This window comes from Veillonella parvula, from assembly GCF_902810435.1.
In the GTDB taxonomy this organism is placed as follows: domain Bacteria; phylum Bacillota; class Negativicutes; order Veillonellales; family Veillonellaceae; genus Veillonella.
The window spans coordinates 607,501-630,028 of the sequence record NZ_LR778174.1 but is presented as its reverse complement, the minus strand read 5'-3'; the positions used below and the strand labels follow the sequence as shown (position 1 = coordinate 630,028).

The following is a 22,528-nucleotide window of genomic DNA, read 5'->3' as shown; positions in this document are numbered from 1 at the left end:
AAGTATGCAATAGCCATTCACTTTAAACAACCTCTTAACAGCCTATAAACAAGTAATAAACTTCATTTATTAGTAAAATGCATAATCAACAAAACACATATTTATAAGTATTTTCCCCTATTCAACTTGAATTGTAACATTAATGTTGCCAAATATAGATAAATCTCTTTTATAGAATATAGTATTTACAAATCAGTTTATTTCTATATTTTTAGACTATTTAGATACTATCACGTACACATATAGTAAATAGAATTTTAAAATAGAAAAGCAAATTATCTATAAATATGACAATATAGCAAGAATATTTTGATAAACAAAAAAGACTGCGTTTGCAGTCTTTTTTACTATAATAAAAAGTATATGAATTAGCCAAATAGTAAGTGACCTACTTCATAAGCAATAGCAGCAACGATGCCAGATAATGGAATCGTTACAAACCAAGCCATAACCATAGATCTTGCTACGCCCCAGTTAACGGCTTTAATGCGTTTAGAAGAGCCTACACCTAGTAAAGAACCACTTACTACATGTGTAGTACTTACAGGCAAATGTAAGAATGTAGCTGTAAAAATAGTAATCGCCGAGTTTAAATCAGCAGCGAACCCATTAATAGTTTCTAGTTTGAAAATCTTGGTTCCCATTGTAGAGATAATTTTCCAACCGCCTACAGCAGTCCCCATAGCCATTGCAGTAGCACAACAAAGTTTTACCCAAATCGGTACATCTAATGTATCAATGAAACCACCGCTAAGTAAAGTTAATGTGATTATACCCATCGCTTTTTGTGCATCATTAGAGCCATGAGAAAATGCCATCATAATTGCTGATACAATTTGCATGGATCTAAATCGATCATTTAAAGCAATTGGAGAAAATCTACCGAAAATAAGCAACAATACTTTCATCACAATATAGCCACCAATCATGGCTACAATCGGAGATAAAATAAGAGACAAAAAGATTTTTAAAATCCCCGTCTCATTCAACGCATCAAATCCTACAGACCAGCCCACAGCACCGATGATACCACCAATCAAAGCATGGGATGAGGAACTTGGGATTCCCCAATACCAAGTTAAAAGATTCCATGTAATGGCACCGATAAGGGCTGCAGAAATAATACCACTATCGATAAGAGATGGCGACATTACTATATCACCACCGATAGTCTTTGCAACACCTGTACTAACCATTGCACCCAAAAAATTGAGAGCAGCGGTCATCATAATTGCCTTTTTAGGCTCAATAGCTCGTGTAGAAACGGATGTGGCAATGGCATTCGCCGTATCATGAAAGCCATTGATATAGTCAAAGGCTAATGCTAAAAATACAACTAGCCATACTAAATAATGAGCATCAAGCATACTTCAATACTACCCGGCGGAATGTACCAACCAAATCTTCGCAGCCATCGATTACATCTTCCATAGCGCTAAGGATTTCCTTCCATTTGATAATTTCAATTGGATCTGTACACTCTGTAAAGAGCTTAGCCATTTCTTCATGATAAATATTATCCGCTTCAGACTCAAGTTTCAATACTTGGTGAACACGCCCCTCTACCTTCACATGATCCTTTTTAAGACTACCCATATAACCAATGGATTTATTGATATGCTTAACGCATTTAACAACAATTTCACTCATGCGAATAGCACCATCACTTGGTTTGCCAACGTGATACATAACCATTTTATCCATGATTTCTTTGATATTATCCAATGTAGTATCCAGTTGGTCAATCAAAAGCTGAATATCCTCACGATCCATTGGAGTGATAAATGTTTTGCGCAAACGCTCTACAGTTTCATTTACTAATTCATCGGCAGCTTTTTCCTTTGTATCAATTTCAAGAAATGCCTCTTCCTTAGAGATATCCCCCTTAAACACGCGTTCCATCATTTCCGCACTTTCATAAGTTAGTGCAGCATGCTTTTCCAAAATACTGAAAAATTTTTCTTCTTTTCCTTTTAATTTAAAAGCCATGAAGATCCTCCCGAACCAGTATTGATTGCTTCTATAATAACAATTTAATTATAGCATACTACAGGTAATTCCTAAACCAATTTACCAATCTCTATATTTTAACCCCTATGCGTATATGGCATATATAGAATCTACATCTGTGAAAGCTTTTATGACCATATTTCCACTATATAAAATAGATAAAAAAGCAGATAGCTGACTAACATATCAACTATCTGCTATATATTTCTTAGCTATCTTTGTGCTTTTTATTAACTAATAACCATCAACTCTTAGCTATTAGCTTCCGCCGCCTCTGCCGCCTTTTTCAAATTAGGTACGGATGTAGGGCATGTAGCAGGCGTACAAGCGCCATTAGGGCCTAAATCTTCAGAACGATTTACAAAGGTAGTATGTAACATATGATGTGCTTTGTGGCTCATAGGTTTGCCATCAAAGAACTCAGCATACAATTTTTGGATATCTGGATTATCACAAGCAGCTTTTACAGTTACTTCTGCATCACGAGTATACAAGGATGCAATACGAGCTTCACGAGCTTTGTCAGCCATCGGTAATTTAACGCGTGGTTGACCACCACCACCGATACAGCCACCACGACAAGCCATTACTTCAATGAAGTCATAATGGATATTTTCTGCACGCATGCGTTCGATGAACTTACGCAAATTACCTGTACCATGAACTGCCGCTACGTGTAATGTTTTATCTCCAATCACTACGTCTGCTTCGCGAGCACCATCCATGCCACGAATAGCTTCAAATGGAATCAATGTTTGAGGTGCATCTTCACCTGTCGCCATCTTGTAAGCCGCACGCATAGCCGCTTCCATAACGCCACCAGTGTTACCGAAAATGATACCACCACCAGAAGCTTCACCCATCAATGGGTCAAAAGCAGAATCTTCAAGGTCATCAAAATTGATTTCTTCTGCGCGCAACCATTTTGCAAGTTCCCGTGTAGTAATACAGTAGTCTGTATCGCGCATTTCTGGTGTATTCCAATATTCCGCAGAGGAGTTCATTTCATCGCGACGAATTTCAAATTTCTTAGCTGTACACGGTGTTACTGCAACGGCAACGATTTGTTTTGCATCAAGGCCCATTTTTTCAGCAAAATATGTTTTTTGTGTAGGCGCTTGCATAGCAATCGGGCTCTTAGCCGTAGATAAGTTTGGCAAGAATTCTGGATAGAATGTTTCCGCAAACTTAACCCAAGCAGGACAACAAGATGTGAATTGAGGCAATACTGCATCACTATTAATAACGCGTTCTAATAACTCAGATGCTTCTTCCATGATAGTCATGTCCGCACCAAAGTTTGTATCAAGAATATAGTCGCCACCCAATTTACGAAGAGCAGCCACCATTTTACCTTCTACAAATGTACCAGCCTCAAGTCCAAATTCCTCGCCTAAACCAACACGTACGGCAGGCGCAGTTTGGAAAATGACGATTTTATTAGGGTCAGCAATAGCTGCTTTTACTTCATCAATTTCAGAGCGTTCATTAATGGAATCGAATGGGCAAATAGATGCACATTGACCACAATGAATACAAATTGGATGATCCCCATTCGTTGTTAAATCATAATAATCAAATACACCCATGTCTACAGCACAAGCTTTACGACATAAGGAGCAGTTTTTACATTTAGTTAAATCTTGTACTAATGCAATATTTCCGTCTTCAATTGGCACGCGACGGTCTAAAAATTGGTACTTACTCATGAGTTCCTCCTACTTAGGTAACGTTGTTATCGTTAATCGTAGAAATTATACTATACATTGTGAGTTTTATCAATAAACTTACACGTAATTCCTTTGCATAACAGATATTAAAAAATAGCATGATAAAAGGAATTATAGGCGTTCCTCTAATTCCATCCACCGTTCAGTGAGAGCATCTATTTGGGCCTGTGTTTCTTCTCGTTCCTCCATCAGTGACTGCATTTTTTCATAATCAGTAGCCACTTGGCTTATCATAACATCGAGGCCCTTCACTAAATGTTCTAGCTTAGGCAATTCATCCATAATTTTGGCATACTCCGCTTCTTCTGCTTTATTGAGACCCTTCTTTAGTATTTCTTTGAAAGTATCTGTTTTATCACCAGCAACAACATTATCATTTCCAAGGGTATCTACCCTATTAGATTGATTATCAACAGAGTCATCGCTATCAGCCTCTCCACCTACTACAGCTCGTACCACTTTGGAATTAGCCGGTATATTATCATTTGGCATATAGAATGGGCGCTTGCTGCCACTACTTTCATCAAGAGCATCTTTGTAGTCAGAATAGGAGCCATGAACGATTTCAATATGCCCATCGCCGGTAAAGACAAATAATTTATCTACTACGCGGTCTAGGAAGTACCGATCGTGACAAACTGTAATGATGACGCCACTAAAGGAGTCAAGGAAATCCTCTAATACCTCCAATGTTGGAATATCAAGATCATTCGTTGGTTCGTCCAGCAATAATACGTTAGGGGCGCTCATCAACAATTTTAAGAGGTATAAACGACGACGTTCCCCGCCAGAGAGTTTTCGAATCGGTACACCATGTAATTCTGGGGTAAAAAGGAATCGCTCAAGGATTTGTCCTGCGCTCAATGTAGATCCATCCCCGAGTACCATATAAGAGTGGTCCTCACGAATATAATCGAGAACGCGCATATCTTCATCAAATTCAGGTAGCTCTTGTTTAAAATGAGCAATACGAACGGTCTCACCTTTACCAATAGTACCTCTCGTCGCTTCGTAGGTGCCATCAAGGATATTCATAAAGGTAGACTTACCAACACCATTGGGCCCTACTATACCGATACGATCATGGCGTACCACGTGATAGGTAAAGTCCTTAATCATAGGACGTTCATCAAAATAAAACTCTAAATGCTCAATATCAAAGATGGTTTTTCCTAAACGTGTCTTCAGCGCAATAGGATCCATTTGATCCGGACGACGGGTTTTCTCCATATTCTTTAATTTTTCGTAACGGTCAAGACGAGCCTTTTGTTTTGTAGTTCTTGCCAGAGCACCACGACGTACCCATTCGATTTCCCGCTTTAAAAATTGACGTCGTTTTTCTTCCGTAGCAGCTTCACGAGCCTCTCGATCAGCTTTCAAGGCAATAAATTCTTCATAATTGCCATCGTATTGATACATATGACGATTTGATAGCTCTAAAATACCATTACATACGGAATCGAGGAAATATCTATCATGGGTACTGATTAATAATCCTCCTTGACGTACACTCAAATACGACTCTAGCCAATCAATACTATCTTCATCCAAATGGTTAGTCGGCTCATCTAGTAATAAAAGATCACATGGATATAGCAATGCTTGCCCCAATGCAAGACGACGCTTTTGCCCTCCTGATAACATAGCTACCTTTTGCTCCACATCAGGAAAGCCCAATTTAGATAAAATAATGCGCGCCTCTTGCTCTACTTGCCACCCGTCTTGCTGATCCATTTGCTCCAGTGCATTCATATAGTTGCGAGATATTTTAGCATCGTCTTTACCAGACTCTTGCATTTGGCGATACTCACGACTAATACGTTCAAAGACTTTTACCATTTGCAACCGAGGATGATTTCCATCAAGAACGGCCTCAAGCAAAGTAGCTTCCGCATCAAAATCAGGTGTCTGCGCTAAGTAATAAATGCTAGCCTTACCATTACGCTCAATGGTGCCTTTATCAGCTTCCATTTGTCCTGCTAATATTTTTAGAAATGTAGACTTACCCGTTCCGTTGATGCCCACAAGACCTAATCGTTTTTCCGTGGTAAAAGTCATACTCACCTCTTTAAACAGTAGCCTTGTGCCATATGATTTCTCTATGTTCTGTAAACTAATAACGTTCATATTCCGCTCCTATTTTGTAATTCTGTTATTTATTATACTACACATTACCATTGACAGTAACAGGCGCCCTCAGTAGAATAAACGTAACATATATATTCATGAGGAGGTCCACATGGCGACGGATATGGTTTTAGACTTTTATGAAAGTATCAACTTTGAACTTATCGACATTGATGGGTATGACACATTATTTACCGAGCTCTTAGAGGATGGCACGTATGCAACTGTGTCCGATGATGACGGCTATATGCCAGAGGACTTAGAGACACCAGTCGTATTCAATGTGTACGACGATAACGACTCCTTCCAATGGAGTGTTACCCTTGATGACTCTTACCAATTAAAAGATTTATTGGATGGTGCAGAAAGTACGGATGCTTTCTTAGTCACATTACAAAAACTTCGAAAAGAACATATTGAACAGTATCAATAGAAAAAAGCGATGGCCCTTTTGGTCATCGCTTTTTCTATATTGGTTAGCTAATTGCCTCTTGAGCTTTCACAAGCTCATCTTGTGCACTACCATCTAAAATTTCAATGAGACTATTTACAATATCAGCAGCCCCATCCACATGCCATTCGCGAGCTCGCTCAGACATTTGTTGAAGTCGCGGAGAATTAATTAACAGTGCAGTTACCACATCTTCTAAGTTATGAATATCACGAGCCCAACGAGCACACCCCCGTTGCTCTAATAGTTCTGCATTTGCCTCTTCCTGCCCTGGGATAGCATTAAAGAATACCATTGGCAATCCGATTGTAACAGCCTCCATACAGGTCAATGCACCAGGTTTTGTAACGAGTAAAGACGATGATTTCATGAGCTCAGAAATATTGGTAGTATAACCATATACGGTGGTCTTCGTCTTCATAGATTCACTAAGGACAACTAACGATTCGTAAAGAGACGTATTTTGTCCCGCTACAACGGTAATTTCACCAATACCATTTACTTCATCTAGATGTTTTAAAGCCGTCTCAAGAGAGCCTAAACCTAGGCCACCACCCATAACAAGAACTTTCACAGGTTCCTCTAAGCTATACTCTTCAATAGCATCACGGAAAAAAGATCGCCGCACTGGAATGCCAGATACATGAATACGAGATTCATCGATACCTGAAGCTACCATTTCAGGTACCATAGATTCTGTTGCAACATAGTAAACATCAATCTGTGGATAGAGCCAAAACTGATGACTACTAAAGTCTGTCATAATAGCCACTAGTGGTACATCTATATGACCTTGACGTTTTAAAATCGATGCCGCCCCACAAGGAAATGGATGCGTAAAGACCATTACATCTGGCTCTTCTTGTTGTACTAGTTTAAGCATGCGGCTTTTTAGTAGGTACGACAATGCGGTTTGCATAATGGTACCTCGTTTTTCCCCTTTCGATACGCGATAAATCATATCATAGAGCATGGGGAATACGTCAATCATCTTGATATAGGTACCCTTAATTAAATGCTCTACAGACATAGTTTCTGTATCAAGAAAATCAACATGGGTAATTGATGCTTGTGGCTCTTTTTCTTTCCAATATTCTTCTATGGCTCTTGCGGCTTGCATATGTCCAGTGCCGATTGAGGCGGACACGATGAGAACCTTCCTTGATGTTTCGTTATTCATAATGCACCCTTTCTCTGTGCATTATACCATAAATAGATAAAAAAAAGAGACCTCGAAAGGTCTCTTTCACATCCAATATGGATTATTTTTTGCGTTTTTTAGCTTTTGCAGCGTTAACTTGTTCTTTCAAACCTTTACCAGCTTTGAATGCAGGGGATTTGGAAGCGGCAATTGTGATAGTTTTACCGTTTTGTGGGTTACGGCCTTCACGAGCTGCGCGTTCACGAACTTCGAAAGTACCGAAGCCGATAACTTGTACTTTGCCACCAGCTGCTAATTCTTGAGCTACTGTGTCAAATACAGCTTTTACTGCTTTTTCAGCATCTTTTTTAGTTAATTCAGTTTTTTGTGCAACACTTGCGATTAATTCTGTTTTGTTCATGACAGAACCTCCTTAAAATTACAATACCTTAGAAGTGTATAAACCTCTAGGTTACTTTTCCTGCACTTTAGCCTCCTCCCAAAAAGCATCGAGCTCAGCTAATGAAAAGTCTTCCCATGAGCGATCGCTTTGGTTAACACAAGCTTCTACATGTAAAAAACGCTGTCGGAACTTTGTGTTTGTGCGATTTAGTGCATTTTCACCGCTTATTTTATACCATCTGAATAGATTAATCAAGGAAAAAAGCACATCTCCTGCTTCTTTTTCCATATTTTCTCTATCATTTTGGTCAATAGCCTCCTTAAATTCCCCCATTTCTTCGGAAACTTTAGCCCAAACAGGATCAAGCTCATCCCAGTCAAATCCTAGCTTTGCAGCCTTTTCTTGGAGCTTATAAGCCGCCATTAAAGCAGGTAAACTTTTCGATACACCATCCAATACAGAATTTTGAATATTTTTCTTTTCTTGTGCCTTTAATTCATCCCAAGTGTATGATTTTTCATCATTTTCTGGGCTAAAAACACGAGGATGACGACGAATCATTTTTTCAGCGACATCATTAATTACGTCTTGAAGTGTAAAATAACCAGCCTCCTCTGCCAATTGACTGTGAAAGACAACTTGCAATAATACATCACCTAACTCTTCACGAAGATTCGGCATATCTTTATTATCAATGGCATCTACCACTTCGTAGGTTTCCTCTATAAAATAGCGACGTAAAGATTCATGCGTTTGCTTTTGATCCCAAGGACAGCCATTTGGTGCACGCAAAGTTTTCACTACATCGACTAAAGGTTGAATATCAATATTGTTCTTCATATAGCTTTGCTTCCTCCCTATTGCGTCTAGCTTGTAAGCGCTTGCCTATGATTGGGAAATGGTAAATATCATCTTTTACGACAGCTTTAGTAAGCCATAACGATAAACCATATACAAAAATAGCCACTACAATTGCTGCAGCCACAGCGCCACCATTGCCTAATAAATCAACAGTGCTCACATAGATGACTTGTGTAGCACCGCCCATGGCCATGGCAGATACTATTATTTTTAATAACTCTAATGTGTTCAGTACCGAACCTACATATCTTTTTACAAAAATATAGTTAATAAGCGCTGCAATAGCAAAGTTTAAATTCGTCGCCCAAGCCGCACCATTAATGCCCAACTCAATACTACCTGTCAATTCATAATCTAAGAATGTCTTCACTAATAAGCCTATAAAAATCGATACCATAGGAATTATTGTTCTTCCTAACCCTTGCAAAACACCTGCAGTAACCTGCTGCCAACCGAGGAACACAATACTCAAGCTAATAACAGCAATAACAGGTCCTGCATGAGGTGTTGCATATATTAGTTGTGATATTGGCGTAGCTAGTACACAAAGTCCAATGCAGGCTGGAATCGTAAACATATTAGCAATTTTAATCGCCGTTTCCGCCCGTTTCACGATGCGATGTACATCACCTTGAGTATGTGCCTCAGATACGGCTGGTACAAGACTAGCGGCTAAGGATGTAGTTAGAATGATCGGCAACCCAATCAGAGATGTTGCCATACCCGTCAGATAACCAAATTGTGTGGTTGCTTCATTGAGATAGTATCCAATATCCATCAATCGTTTTGGGACGATAAATGTATCAATGAGTGATACCATCGGAAGCATAATATTCGCCATAGAAACCGGTATGGCAAGACTAAACAATCGTTTAACTACGGTGCCGTTACTTTCACAAATGGCATTAGGATTCTGTTGTGAAAACATTTTTTCTCGAATATTGCGTTGTCGGTAGTAAAAATAAATTAATACAAGTAACCCCGCCAATACGCCTGGGAATGTAGCAAAGGTCGCACCACCTGCCGCCAAATGAAGTCCTCGATCAATGAAGTAGTATGCCAAACCTACCATAGAAGACACGCGAAAGATCTGTTCAAATACTTGACTCATACCAGTAGGTACCATGTATTGGAAACCTTGGAAATACCCTCTAAAACAGCTTAGGATAGTCACTACAAAAATGGCTGGAGATAATAGCTGAATAGCAATTAAAGCACGTGGATCGGTGATGATTTGATTGTCTACGAGCCATTGTGCACTACCATATAAGGCCAAACTGAACACAAAGCCTAAAATAGCGAGTACCCTTAATGATACAAAAAATACTTGTTGTACGCCTCGCATATCATCATTAGCAAGCTTTTCCGCAATCATAATAGATATGGCTACAGGAATACCTGCAGCAGAAATACTAACGATAATTTGATAGATTGGATAGGCCATCATATATAGGCCAATCCCTTCACCACCTAAAATCCGTGCGATAAGAACTTTACTAAACGCACCGATGACCTTCACGATAATACCGGCTAAGGTTAAAATCATGGCACCCTTTAAAAATCGATTCATAGGCCCTCCTTAGTCGGTGACTTGTGGCTAAGAGCCTTTATCACCGCTTCCGTAATGGTCAAAATAGAACCTTTCATACCATTAAGGCTCACATATAATGTGGCTGGTTTGGTATCCATAAACTTCATTTTTTTCCATAAATCTTCTGGTACAGCCCCCATATCCCAATCGGCCATTTTAGAATCGTCATGCCAATGGATAGTGAGTTGCTTATCTCTACGGACGATACTCTTAATGCCCAGTAGACGTGCTTGCTCCTTAATTTGAGCAATGCGCAACAAACGGTCTACTGGATCGGTTGGTGTACCGAAGCGATCAATGAGCTCATCCGTCATATCGTCGAGTTGCTCTTTAGATTTAATATGTAACAATCGTTGGTATACAGAAATCTTACGAGCACTATCTTTGATATACGCATCATCAATAAACGCATCTACCTCTAAGTCGATAGCTGGATCAATGGATACATCTCGCTCAACTTCTTTATTTTGAGCCTTTGCAATCGCCTCTTCTAACATACTCACGTACATACCAAAGCCGACAGATGCGATATTACCATGTTGCTGTGAGCCTAATAGATTACCGGCACCGCGAATCTCTAAATCTCTCATGGCTAACTTAAATCCTGCGCCGAGCTCAGTGAACTCCTCTATAGCTTTTAAACGCTTTTCAGCTGCCTCTGAAAGTATTTTATCTGGCCGATACATAAAGTATGCATAAGCACGTCTACGAGAACGGCCTACACGCCCTCGCATTTGGTATAGCTGAGATAAACCTAAACGATCCGCATCATAAATAATGATAGTATTGGCGTTAGGAATATCTAAGCCGGTTTCAATGATACTCGTGGACAAGAGCACATCATAATGACCTTCATAGAAATCGGTCATAATCTCCTCAATTTGACGGCCTGTCATCTGTCCATGAGCGATAGCATAGCGTAAATCAGGCAAGGTAGCCGCTAATAGCTCTCCCATATGATTAATGGATGCAACACGATTATATACAAAGTAAACCTGTCCGCCCCTCGCCAATTCTCGCTTGATAGCATCTGCGATGAGATTCATATCGTATTCCACCACATAGGTTTGAACAGGTAAGCGCTCCTCTGGTGGAGTATTGATAACAGACATTTCTCGAACGCCAACGAGGGACATATGTAAAGTCCGCGGAATCGGTGTAGCACTCAAGGTGAGTACATCGATATTGCTAGCCCACTCTTTCCACTTTTCTTTCTGTGCTACCCCAAAGCGTTGCTCCTCGTCTACAACAAGCATTCCTAAGTCTTTGAATACCACCTTTTTGTTAAGTAATGAATGGGTTCCAATGAGAATATCAATAGATCCATCCTCTACGCCTTTAAGAATTTGCTTTTTCTCTGATGTAGTTCGGAATCGATTGAGTACATCTACTTTAACCCCGAATGGAGCAAATCGATTTAAAAAGGTTTGGAAATGTTGCTGTGCTAATACCGTGGTCGGTACAAGTACCGCTACTTGTTTACCGCTCATAACGGCCTTAAAAATGGCGCGCATAGCCACTTCCGTTTTACCAAAGCCTACATCACCAGCGAGCAAGCGATCCATAGGAACAGGTCGTTCCATAGATTCTTTAATTTCCGCCGTAGCCTGTAACTGGTCTTCCGTCTCCTCATATGGGAACGCATCTTCAAACTCTTGCTGCCATGGTTGATCCGGCAAGAATGCAAAGCCTTCTGTGATTTCTCGTTGTGCATATATCTCAACGAGCTTATCTGCCAAATCATCAATGGATTTTTTTGCCTTTGTAACAACTTTAGCCCAGTCACGGCCACCCATCTTATTAATACGTGGCACATCACCTTCGTTGCCAATATATTTTTGCAGTTGATCTAAATTATTAGCTGGTAAGAACAGTTTGTCCGTTCCAGCATAAGCAATCTCAATATAATCGCGGTGAATGCCTTCCGTTTCAATTGTTTTGAGACCAATATACTTGCCGATACCATGCATACTATGTACTACATAGTCACCAGGTGTTAAATCCGTGAAATAATTGATCTCTTGGCCCTTTTTAGGCTTATTTCGAAGCTTGCGCTTTTGTTGTCCGTAAATATTACCTTCTACGACAACTACGAGATGGCTATTGGGCAATTCAAAACCATCTGTTAATAATCCTTTTAAAATAACGACAGTGTTCGGCTTTGCTATCCATGTATCACTATGAGTAAATGCAATATTTTCCCCTTCAAGGGCACGCTCAATACCTTCTCGTCGTTGCTGATTATTTAATACTAGTACCACTTGGTGATTTAAACGATGCCATTGGTTTATTTCGTCTGTTAATAGGGGAATTTGACGCTCAAAGCTCGTCATCGTCTTCCCTTGAATACCAATAGGGTTAAATCCAGTGAGACCAATAGAGCGTTGTTGCATAAATGTGAAAGCCACTTGATTCATAGAATCTACAGTGCGTTGTAGTTCATTCCAATCACAATGATTTTTCCGATGTGTAGGATCTTCCTTAAGGAATTTCTTTAATGCTTCTTGAATACGACCTGGCTCATCATAAATTAGAGTGCCCTCTTTCACATAAGATAATAAAGTACTTTCTGCATCACTTTTACCAAGAAAGAAAGGCGTCACCGTGTAGGATTCAATTTGCTCAATGGAACGTTGATTCTCAACGGAGAAGAAACGCAATGTATCGATCTCATCGCCAAAGAATTCAATACGAATCGGATGATCACTATTTACAGGATAAATATCCAAAATATCTCCACGCACGGCAAAATGACCACGTTGTTCCACCTGGTCTACGCGTTCATATCCAATTGTTACGAGCTGTTCAAGGACTACATCACGTTCAATCGCATCATTTAAAGCAAAATGCAACGATTGTCCCTTTAAGTAATGAGGAGATACAACATACTGTGTAACCTCTTCAGCATTGGCAATGACTACTGCCGGCTCTTGCCACGCCAACAGTGCTAATGCTCGCATCTGCGCACCTTGGTCTTCAAGACTGCGAGCCACAGTCGTAAAGTCTACATGATCTGTTGTAGGAAATGATAAGACTGGCACATTAGGCATGAAAAAAGCTAAGTCCCGTTCCCACATCTCTTTATGGTCCTTATCATGGACTACGATGACTACAGGTTTTGTAAGACCTGCAGAAAAAGATTGACTTAAGAGGAAACTCTTTTGAGATCCGCTAAGACCATATATGACTGACTTCCCCTTTCGCTGAAATGCGTTTAGCCCATCCACAAAGGATGGGTTCTGTGAAAGCAGTTTTGTTAATGTATTATCCATACTGCACCATATAGTATTACTATGATTGTATTAATTAAATAGTTCTAACTCATTTATTATAACATATAACGTAGTAGTTAAATCTGTACCTATCTTCCTATCAAAATGTATGTGTTTATCGATATAAATATCCACGTTAATACTTAATTTAGGCAAAAAAAATACACCTCTAAAGGTGCAATAGGTGCAATAAAGTTGGTGCGGGAGAAGGGACTTGAACCCCCACGCCGTAAGGCGCCAGATCCTAAGTCTGGTGCGTCTGCCAATTCCGCCACTCCCGCGTCTCAACTGAAATAATAATATCATGTATGGAATTCATCGTCAATCATTTTTTTATAAATGACTTAAAATTCATACATCGAAAAATATATTCCAAGGATAATAACTATCTAAACCTTACAATTTACGTAAACCTAAAACAAATTCTAAATCTAAAAACTCTTAACTCTACAATTGTATATATATTAACGCTTAACGCCTCATCTAAACCTTAACGCTACAGGTCTCAATCTAAAAGTTCTTACTGATAATTAATATTTGCAAAATAAAAAGAGACTGACCCAGAATCCGAACTACTAGAACCCTGGGTCAGCCTCTTTTTTAGGATGATGATGAATAAATGCATGCCCTACATTTACCATAAAATATATTAACAGTCATAACATACGTCATGCTGGTAATACCAAGAAGGTAAATCCACCATGACCATAGCACGACATTTAGGTCGTATAGAACTAAAATCTAAATTAAATATAATACAATTTAAATCCTATAGAACTAAAAAATCCTTTTTACGGATACGTAAAAAGGAGCTATTAACTTCTCCTCCCTATCTCTCGTAGGTCAAATGGTGAATGTTGAATAGGCAGTTCTCCTGACTCGGCTTCATCGCTCATCTAGCCTTCCCAGTTTCCCAGTGACTTAATTTAGACTCGCTCGACCATACAGTGGCGGGACCGTGCTGGCATTTAACCAGCTTCTCTATTATGCTTTTCAGCACCTATTCCCAAATATGATGTTTTCTATGCTTTTATTCTAACAGTCTAAATTCATTTCGTCAATACGGCAAAAGCATATTTATTAATAAAAAAAAGCTATATAGTTCTGCCGTATTGTTATAACAGAAATTAATAATTCAACTAGCTAGAAAACAAACTTATCCCACACGATTTCTAAACAACCACCCCGCCATTGACATAGTAACAATAGTTAATATAATCATAGGAATAAAGTTAAACCAAATATCCGTCAATCCTGCACCTTCTAGATAAATTCTGCGCATTGCCTCAACAGAAAACCGCATAGGATTTCCATATGTAAGATATTGCAATATTTTCGGCATATTATGTACAGGTGTGATTAATCCGGACAATAAGGCTAGTGGAAAAAGAAAGACAAAAACATATACGAGAACTTGCTGCATATTTTTTGCAATAGCCGAAATAGATAACCCCAATCCAATGCTACTACTTATAAACGTAAACAACACGGCATACACAAGAAATATATTGCCCCGAAATGGAACTTTAAACCAAAACATGGCTATTAATAACAATACAGTACTTTGAAACAGTCCTATTAACATGGGTGGTATAGACTTTGCAACCAAAATTTGCATAGATGATACGGGCGTTACCAATAATTGATCAAAGGTCCCCTGCTCTCGTTCTCGTGCCACAGATAGCCCCCCCAACATGATAACTTGTGTCATACTGATCAATATAACGAGACCTGTCAAGAAAGTCCAAGAAGACTGCTGATTTTCATTGTACCAGGTACGAGATTCAATTGTGATTCCCTTATGCTCAACACCTAACCAAGTCTGATTGAATTGAGAAATGATTTGCCCCATATAGGCTGTGGCAAGACCTGAAGTCATTGTATTCGTTCCATTTACAATAACAGTAATAGATGTAGGTTGTTTATGCTTTAAGTTTTCTTCAAAATCCTGAGGTATGATAACCGCCATAATAACCTTGTTGGAGTCTATTAATGGTGCGATTATATCCGGAGAGTTCGCAGATTGATACAGTTCAAAAACACCGGATGAATTAATAGTCGATTCTAATGCAGCTGCGGTCTGCGTATGACTTTCATCAATCAATACATAGGGAACCTTGTTGAGATTATAGGTTGCGGCATAACCGAAGAGGAACCCTTGAATAATGACCGGTAACAGTAAGATTATACGAGTTTTCGGATCTTTAAAGGTGGCTAATAGCTCTTTCCATATGATGGAGACAATTTGATTCCAATACAGGCGCCAATTCATTATTCCACCTTCTTCCGCGTAATATAAATTGTCAATATTGTAAAGCAAATAGCAAACCCCGATAATACGGCACTATTTTTAATAATCAAATACCAGTTATTTCCACCTAGGAACAATGATTTCAGTAATTCTAAAAAATATGTAGGAGGTAAAAGCCGTGAAATATATTGAATCACCACAGGTTGTGAATGTGGATCAAATAAAAAACCCGTCAATATTAAAGCTGGTAAAAAACTGGTGAGTAATGCCATTTGACAAGCTAAGAACTGTTTCTTCGTAAACGCAGATATAAGTAGTCCCATATTTAAAGAAACAATCAAATACAATGTGGACACAATGCAGATGATCCATAAGGAACCACGCATAGGTACTTCATAAAAGAAATACGAAACACCGAGGCAAAACAACAGCCCCAACATGGCCAATACATAATAAGGCACTACCTTAGCCAAAATAATTTCAATAGGCTTAACTGGTGTAACGAATAAAGCCTCAAAAGTACCACGTTCCCATTCTCTAGCCATAACGACAGCCGTAAGAAAAACGGATACAATCGTCATGATAATCATAATAAGCCCGGGAATCAAAAACCAGGTACTTGTATTTGCCTCATTAAACCACATGCGAGGGTTCATTGTTATATATCCACCACGTAGCATAAACGGAATATTCTTAACGGCCCATAAGTTAATAGCTGAGTTTACATAACTTTCTATACTCATCGCTACCGAAGTATCGACACCATAGTAAATCCCCTGCACTTTCCCTTGTCCACGCATAATTTGATCAGAAAAGTCCTGTGGAATCACCAATATGGCATCTACCTTTCGTTTTTCCATCAATAGTTCCGCCGTTTTTCTATCGCGAACCGCTATAGGTTGAAAGTACTCAGAGCCGTATAAGGAGTCATACACACTTTGGGTCATCGAATCTTGACGTTCCATAACCACTGCTATCGGCACGTGTTTAACATCCAAAGTAACCCCTGAGCCGATGAGGATGATAAGTAGTATAGGTAGTACAACACCCAACAAAATAGTGCTGGGGTCGCGCAATACTTGTGAGGTTTCCTTATATACCAATGAGGAAAACCGTCTTATAAATCCGTTCATACGTCCTCCTCCTGTTCCCGTTTTTCCAGTATGACGGAGATAAACGCTTCATCCATAGTACAAGTCTCGTCGCCAGCAGTCCGTCTAACTTCATCAGGTGTTCCCAGTACAACGAGTTTCCCTGCATCCTGAATCATAATACGGTCACAATATTCCGATTCATCCATAAAATGAGTCGTAATAATAATCGTTGTTCCTCGCTTTGATAAAGAAGTAATCTGTCGCCAGAAATTACGCCGCGTAAGAGGATCAATACCACTTGTGGGCTCATCCAAGAAAAGAATTTTTGGCTCATGCATTAAGGCAGTCGCCATGGACAAGCGCTGTTTATAACCACCAGGCAAATCACCGGCTATCATATCGCGCACATCATTTAGACGAAACTCACTGATAACGGCTTCTATACGATCAAGCTTCTTCTGTCCGTGAAGGCCGTACACACCGGCAAAAAAATTCAAGTTTTCCATAACAGACAGATTACCGTACAAAGAAAACTTCTGCGCTACATATCCGAAATTGCTTCTTGCCGCCGTACGAGATTTAACGACATCAACGCCAGCTACACGTAAATCACCGCTCGTTACAGGTAATAATCCACACAACATACGAAATGTCGTCGTCTTGCCAGCTCCGTTTGGTCCAAGCAATCCGAATACTTCTCCGCGCTGTACCGTAAATGATGTATTAGCTACCGCCGTAAAATCACCGAATGTTCTCACCAAATGAGATACGGAAATTTCTACTGGACGCTCAACCATTTCATTGGGGGACAACAAACGCTTTCGTTCTTTCTCTATCGCACTTTCATCCAAGTCCATATCGATAGTATCTAAAAGGGAAGTCCTCTGTTTCGAAGTAAACTCATCCTCTTTTAACAGCATCATAAAGGTATCTTCCAAACGGCTTTGAACTGATTGTTCCTCCATACCGTACTCGCTAAGCCAAGGAATCGAAAGCATTTCTTTCGTTTTTATATATCGTACGGTACTAGCCTCCGGAACTGCATCTGCCACGCATTTTCTATCATCCATCAATGCGGCCTGTACATTTCGCATGCTCAATGACTTCGGAATTTTTACCTGAAAGCATCGCCCCTCAGACATTTGAGTCAATTCATTCGGTGTCCCAGTTGCTAAAAACCGCCCTTTATTAAGGACGAAAACATCTTTACAACGCTCCGCCTCATCTAAGTATGCAGTACTAACAAGTACGCTGATTCCATCTGTATGTACTAACGACTCTAAAATCTCCCATAACTCTCGCCTTGAAAATGGATCGACCCCTACGGTAGGCTCATCAAGCAATAATAACTCTGGAGAACGCACCAAGGTACAGGCTAAACTAAGCTTTTGCTTCATACCGCCCGACAATTTACCGGCAGGACGCTTAGTAAATTTTGATAGCCCCGTCATATGCAGTAATTTTTCGAACCGTTCCGTTCTCTCCCCCAAAGGGACACCATGTAAATCTGCATAGAGATTCATGTTTTCACTGACGGATAATTCCTCATAAAGCCCAAACTTCTGAGGCATATAACTGAGTTTATCTTGAACTTCCTGCGAATATGCTTTCACATTCATTCCAAGGACATCTAAAGAGCCAGACGTGGCATCCAATAAACCTGCAATTAAACGAATCAAAGTCGTTTTCCCCGCCCCATCTGGCCCAACCAACGCAGTTAAACAGCCTTTCCGAATTTTAAAATCCAAATGGTCCAATGCTATTATAGGATCAGCTCCAACAATGGGAAATTCTTTATATAATTGTGACGCTTTGATTGCATATACATCATTCACCGCACACCTCTATATATCAATGGAAACAGTGGCAGGCATTCCTAAACGAAGGCGATTATTCGGGTCATCCACATATACCCGCACTTCATACACAAGTGTAGTACGCACATCCTCCGTTTCTACCGATTTAGGTGTAAATTCCGCTACGGAGGATATATATCCGATTGTGCCGTGAATCGGTTCATTCTTATTGGTATCCGTCGTCACATTCGCATCCATACCATTATAAATTTTCCCTAAATCCCGTTCGTTCACATACACACGGATCCATTTCTTAGTATTCTCAGCTAACTTAAATACAGGTGTATTCGGTGAAGCCATATCACCGACCTGTAATAATCGGGCCGTTATAACACCGTCTATAGGAGCCGTTAATACAGTTTGGTTTAACAAAAACTCCTGACGAGCCAATTCACTTTTCATCGAATCCAATTGTGCTTGGGCCTGTGCTATATCTTCCTGTCTTGGCCCTGCGACAGCTAAATTGTATGCTTGCTGAGCCTCATTTAATTTGGCTTCCGATACTTTCACCTTCGCCTGTATATCATCTACAGACTGTCGACTGACGGCCTTACCATTTGAAGCATTATATGATTTTTGTAACTTCTCTGCTTCTTGTTTCGATTGAGCTAACGCAGCTTCTGCAGATGTAACTCGTGCCGATGCTTGCGCGATTTCTTCTGGTCTACTGCCTGCTTGCAACTTGTCCACTATAGCTTTCTGTGCCGCAATGGTAGCCTTAGCCTTCTGTACAGCAAGATTCAATTCATCAGAATGTAAATACCCCAAAATCTGCCCTTGGCTCACGACCGCACCTTCATCCACCAAAAGGCTGGCAATCCGATCACTTCCCCGAAATGCAACATTCACTTCCCGCAGATTCACATTACCTTGCAACACGATGTGATGAGAGGCCATGTACGCTTCGTATTGATTATAAGCATAATATCCTACGCCACCCAAAATTATTAGAAAAGCAATCATTATACCTACGCACTTTTTTTTATTATTCGCCATCCAACGTTTAAGGACATCAAGTTTCTCTTTCATAATCATTCCCCGTTTCTCACACTATTTCTTAGCATGCGAGTCCGCCTCTGCCTCCTGATCCATGTCCATGGCTTCCCAACCACCGCCTAAGGATTTGAATAAACGAACGGTATCAGCAAACTCTTGCCCCCGACTCATGATATATTGCCGCCTTGCAGACAATACATTTCGTCGTGCATCAAGAACACTTAAGTAATCGCTAAGACCGGAGTCAAAATTGGTTTGCGCCAAAGATTCTGCTTGCTGTGCAGATTCTACAGCAGATTTCAATTCCTCAGACTTAATATGATCCTGAGATGCATCCGTTACCGCATTTCGGACCTCCCCTACAGCTTTCAAAACAGTCTCTTCGTAAAGTGCCAAGTATTCCTGTTCCTTTTCTGTTTGTACCTTTATATTCTTACGAATAGCACCGGCATTGAAAATAGGCATAGTGATAGATGGTCCTATTCCTATCATTTTACCGATAGCCGAAATAAGACCTCCCGATGAAAACGACTCCAAGCCTATACTGCCATTTAATGAAAATCTAGGCTTAAGGTCAGCCTTTGCAGCCTTGGTTTTCTGTTGTTGTGCCGCAATACGTCGTTCCGCCGCCTGAATATCAGGCCGTTGTCGTAAAGCTTCCGCCGGTATACCGATAAACATGTGTGGATCCACCGCAGGTAATGAAGTATTTTCCATCAATAACCCGTCAACCTCACCCGGAACCGTTCCCGTCAATATAGAGAGCGCGGACATTGTGGAAGCTATATTTTTCTTTAATGAAGGAATCTCCGCTTGAGTCTGAGATAATGCATATGTAGCCTGTTGTACAGGTAATTCGTTGATAATACCAGACTGATAGTTTATCTTAATCAGTTCCAACGCTTCCTGCTGACGCTTCACATCCTCTTCCGTTATGCGCAATTGCTCCTGTAAAGTTCTTAACGACATATACTGTAATGCTGTTTCCGCGCTCAATGATACCCAGGTGGAATATAAATCCGCCTGTGATGCTTGTAACGAATTCGATGCAGCTCGTGATTTTGCTTTTTGTCTCCCGAATATATCAATTTCCCATCGCGCATCAATTCCTAATTTACCGGTTTCTACATTTCTCGTCATCTTATCAGGTATAGGCAAATTCTTTATTGCTTCTCGGTCCGAATCCCATTCGCCCTGACCTCTATTAACCGACCATGAACCGGAAGCATCTAGCCAAGGTAATCGCTGTGCTTCAGCAATACCCAACTGTAACCGCCCTTGTCTAACTCGAGAACGAGCTACCTCTAACTGCCGATTATTTTTGAGGGTCAAATCAATTAATTGATCCAAGACAGGATCGTTAAAAACCTTCCACCAGTGGGCTAATTCTTCTTCACTGACCGCTTTCCCTTCTACAACCTCATACGGTAACGGATGTTTTCCCGCTTCCTCTACCCAAGAATGTTCATTCAATTCTTTAGTTGCTTTTTGTTTCTCTGAAAGCTTAGGCTCTTCAGCAGCAGTGCTCTTTTTCTTCTTTTTTTTGCCATCCTTGTAATACGATGCAATGACAGAACTGCCTTGGTCAGAATCGTCAACAGTTTTTTCAGACCTATGCTGTACTGTCGTATTATCTCGACTCGTTCGATTTGCATCGCCGTTTGATTGACTAAAACTGACGCCCGCGCTAGCACTCCAAGCCCCTAATGCTAAACATATATAAACAATTAAAAGTTGTTTTCTATTCGTCATCATAGCAAACCTCTTTTCATTTCCATATATTTCAGTATCATTATATGTTCATCTTATAATATAAAACCATTATGTATCAATAATATGAAGTATCATTTTAATCTAACTTGAGTTTTATCAAACTTTCACATAAAATAAAAATGTATTAATATAATTCAAGTGGAGGCGATTATGTATATCGGTGAAATCATTAAAAGCTATCGCGAACAACATAATATGACGGTTGAAGAATTCGCAAATAAATCGAATCTAAGGCAAACAGAAATCAACCAATTGGAAGAATTATTTCAAAGCGATGGAACGACACCTCATCCTGTTGCAATGCGACAAATTAAAGCTATAGCTGAAGCCATCGGACAGCCAATCCCCATCATTATGAATCTTATTTCTGCAGATCAAGAAATCGTCGTTAACGTAGTAGCTGAATCAGATCAGCCACATGCGAAATAATAAAACTTAGTTAATTAAATAAAGATTATTAGCTCATAAAAGGACCCTACATAAATATGTAGAGTCCTTTATATACATATAAAAAGCAAAATAAAAAAGCACCACATTACTGTGATGCTTTAATTTGGTGACCCAGAAGGGATTCGAACCCCTGGCCTTTTGATTCGTAGTCAAACGCTCTATCCAGCTGAGCTACTGAGTCATGTACAAGGTACTCACTTATATTAACATAATGATTGCAGCTACGCAAGCATTTTTTAATATTTTTTGAGTAATTTTATGGACATGCGGTCCGAAGACCGCCATCCAAAATTTGGCAGGGGCAGTAGGACTTGAACCCACAACCAACGGTTTTGGAGACCGCTACTCTACCAATTGAGCTATACCCCTATGTTCATCAAGCTTTGCTTGATACTTGATTAGTTTAACAAATATTACATACTCTGTCAAGAAATAAAGGCCTTTTAATCGATAAAATAATAGTGATTATTAAAGGAAAAGAGCCCTTTCTCAAGGGCTCTTATGTCTACCTAACTTTTACCT

16 protein-coding genes, 3 tRNA genes, 1 pseudogene and 1 riboswitch are annotated in these 22,528 nt (G+C 39.8%); of the genes and pseudogenes, 2 read left to right on the top strand and 18 right to left on the bottom strand.

Features of this window, described 5'->3' with window-relative positions; all coding sequences use genetic code 11:
- Positions 1-368 precede the first annotated feature (368 nt).
- From FNLLGLLA_RS02715 to FNLLGLLA_RS02700, 4 genes are all read right to left on the bottom strand, one after another.
- Entirely contained in the window at positions 369-1,367 is a 999-nt protein-coding gene (locus tag FNLLGLLA_RS02715) for an inorganic phosphate transporter (protein ID WP_021148438.1), read from the bottom strand.
- Entirely contained in the window at positions 1,360-1,989 is a 630-nt protein-coding gene (locus tag FNLLGLLA_RS02710; RefSeq protein WP_004697557.1) for a DUF47 domain-containing protein, read from the bottom strand. Before FNLLGLLA_RS02710 ends, FNLLGLLA_RS02715 begins: the two co-directional genes overlap by 8 nt.
- A gap of 272 nt (positions 1,990-2,261) precedes the next feature.
- Positions 2,262-3,719, bottom strand: coding sequence for a [FeFe] hydrogenase, group A (locus tag FNLLGLLA_RS02705; RefSeq protein ID WP_156697024.1), 1,458 nt, complete (start codon positions 3,717-3,719; stop codon positions 2,262-2,264).
- A gap of 132 nt (positions 3,720-3,851) precedes the next feature.
- Positions 3,852-5,867 carry an ABC-F family ATP-binding cassette domain-containing protein gene (locus FNLLGLLA_RS02700; RefSeq protein WP_156697025.1) on the bottom strand — a complete coding sequence of 672 codons (2,016 nt, stop codon included), beginning with the start codon at positions 5,865-5,867 and terminating at the stop codon, positions 3,852-3,854.
- A gap of 112 nt (positions 5,868-5,979) precedes the next feature.
- Here FNLLGLLA_RS02700 and FNLLGLLA_RS02695 point away from each other — a divergent pair, with 112 nt between their 5' ends.
- On the top strand, positions 5,980-6,300 hold the full coding sequence (locus FNLLGLLA_RS02695; protein WP_008714437.1) for a hypothetical protein: 321 nt from the start codon (positions 5,980-5,982) through the stop codon (positions 6,298-6,300).
- Positions 6,301-6,343: 43 nt separating this feature from the next.
- On the opposite strand, the gene FNLLGLLA_RS02690 is transcribed toward FNLLGLLA_RS02695, so the two are convergent.
- The 12 genes and pseudogenes from FNLLGLLA_RS02690 to FNLLGLLA_RS02640 form a co-directional block, all read right to left on the bottom strand.
- Positions 6,344-7,498 carry an MGDG synthase family glycosyltransferase gene (locus FNLLGLLA_RS02690; RefSeq protein WP_120055528.1) on the bottom strand — a complete coding sequence of 385 codons (1,155 nt, stop codon included), beginning with the start codon at positions 7,496-7,498 and terminating at the stop codon, positions 6,344-6,346.
- An 82-nt stretch (positions 7,499-7,580) separates the two neighbouring features.
- Positions 7,581-7,880, bottom strand: coding sequence for an HU family DNA-binding protein (locus tag FNLLGLLA_RS02685; RefSeq protein ID WP_004696710.1), 300 nt, complete (start codon positions 7,878-7,880; stop codon positions 7,581-7,583).
- A 51-nt stretch (positions 7,881-7,931) separates the two neighbouring features.
- Positions 7,932-8,702, bottom strand: coding sequence for a nucleoside triphosphate pyrophosphohydrolase (gene mazG / locus FNLLGLLA_RS02680; protein WP_060919663.1), 771 nt, complete (start codon positions 8,700-8,702; stop codon positions 7,932-7,934).
- The gene (locus FNLLGLLA_RS02675) at positions 8,686-10,293 is read right to left on the bottom strand and encodes a putative polysaccharide biosynthesis protein (RefSeq protein ID WP_101928794.1); all 1,608 of its coding nucleotides are present in this window, start codon (positions 10,291-10,293) and stop codon (positions 8,686-8,688) included. Before FNLLGLLA_RS02675 ends, mazG begins: the two co-directional genes overlap by 17 nt.
- Positions 10,290-13,586 carry a transcription-repair coupling factor gene (gene mfd, locus FNLLGLLA_RS02670; RefSeq protein ID WP_156697026.1) on the bottom strand — a complete coding sequence of 1,099 codons (3,297 nt, stop codon included), beginning with the start codon at positions 13,584-13,586 and terminating at the stop codon, positions 10,290-10,292. The genes FNLLGLLA_RS02675 and mfd overlap by 4 nt, the downstream gene beginning before the upstream one ends.
- A 196-nt stretch (positions 13,587-13,782) precedes the next feature.
- Positions 13,783-13,867: transfer RNA gene (locus FNLLGLLA_RS02665), tRNA-Leu, on the bottom strand.
- 566 nt (positions 13,868-14,433) lie between these two features.
- A riboswitch (cobalamin riboswitch) is annotated at positions 14,434-14,605 on the bottom strand.
- A 137-nt stretch (positions 14,606-14,742) separates the two neighbouring features.
- On the bottom strand, positions 14,743-15,858 hold the full coding sequence (locus tag FNLLGLLA_RS02660; RefSeq protein WP_156697027.1) for an ABC transporter permease: 1,116 nt from the start codon (positions 15,856-15,858) through the stop codon (positions 14,743-14,745).
- Positions 15,858-16,970 carry an ABC transporter permease gene (locus FNLLGLLA_RS02655; RefSeq protein WP_156697028.1) on the bottom strand — a complete coding sequence of 371 codons (1,113 nt, stop codon included), beginning with the start codon at positions 16,968-16,970 and terminating at the stop codon, positions 15,858-15,860. The genes FNLLGLLA_RS02660 and FNLLGLLA_RS02655 overlap by 1 nt, the downstream gene beginning before the upstream one ends.
- On the bottom strand, positions 16,967-17,728 hold the full coding sequence (locus FNLLGLLA_RS09865; protein WP_413084674.1) for an ABC transporter ATP-binding protein: 762 nt from the start codon (positions 17,726-17,728) through the stop codon (positions 16,967-16,969). Before FNLLGLLA_RS09865 ends, FNLLGLLA_RS02655 begins: the two co-directional genes overlap by 4 nt.
- A gap of 540 nt (positions 17,729-18,268) precedes the next feature.
- Positions 18,269-18,766: pseudogene (locus FNLLGLLA_RS09860) on the bottom strand (ABC transporter ATP-binding protein); the annotation flags it as partial.
- Between the two features lie 9 nt (positions 18,767-18,775).
- The gene (locus tag FNLLGLLA_RS02645; RefSeq protein ID WP_156697030.1) at positions 18,776-19,816 is read right to left on the bottom strand and encodes an efflux RND transporter periplasmic adaptor subunit; all 1,041 of its coding nucleotides are present in this window, start codon (positions 19,814-19,816) and stop codon (positions 18,776-18,778) included.
- Positions 19,817-19,837: 21 nt separating this feature from the next.
- Entirely contained in the window at positions 19,838-21,538 is a 1,701-nt protein-coding gene (locus FNLLGLLA_RS02640; RefSeq protein WP_156697031.1) for an efflux transporter outer membrane subunit, read from the bottom strand.
- Positions 21,539-21,706: 168 nt separating this feature from the next.
- Between FNLLGLLA_RS02640 and FNLLGLLA_RS02635 the strand changes: the two genes are divergently transcribed.
- Positions 21,707-21,985: a helix-turn-helix domain-containing protein gene (locus FNLLGLLA_RS02635; RefSeq protein WP_156697033.1), complete on the top strand. Its 279-nt coding sequence runs from the start codon at positions 21,707-21,709 to the stop codon at positions 21,983-21,985.
- A 125-nt stretch (positions 21,986-22,110) separates the two neighbouring features.
- On the opposite strand, the gene FNLLGLLA_RS02630 is transcribed toward FNLLGLLA_RS02635, so the two are convergent.
- Positions 22,111-22,187 (bottom strand) — tRNA-Arg (locus FNLLGLLA_RS02630).
- Between the two features lie 112 nt (positions 22,188-22,299).
- A tRNA-Trp gene (locus tag FNLLGLLA_RS02625) sits at positions 22,300-22,375 on the bottom strand.
- Positions 22,376-22,528: the final 153 nt, after the last annotated feature.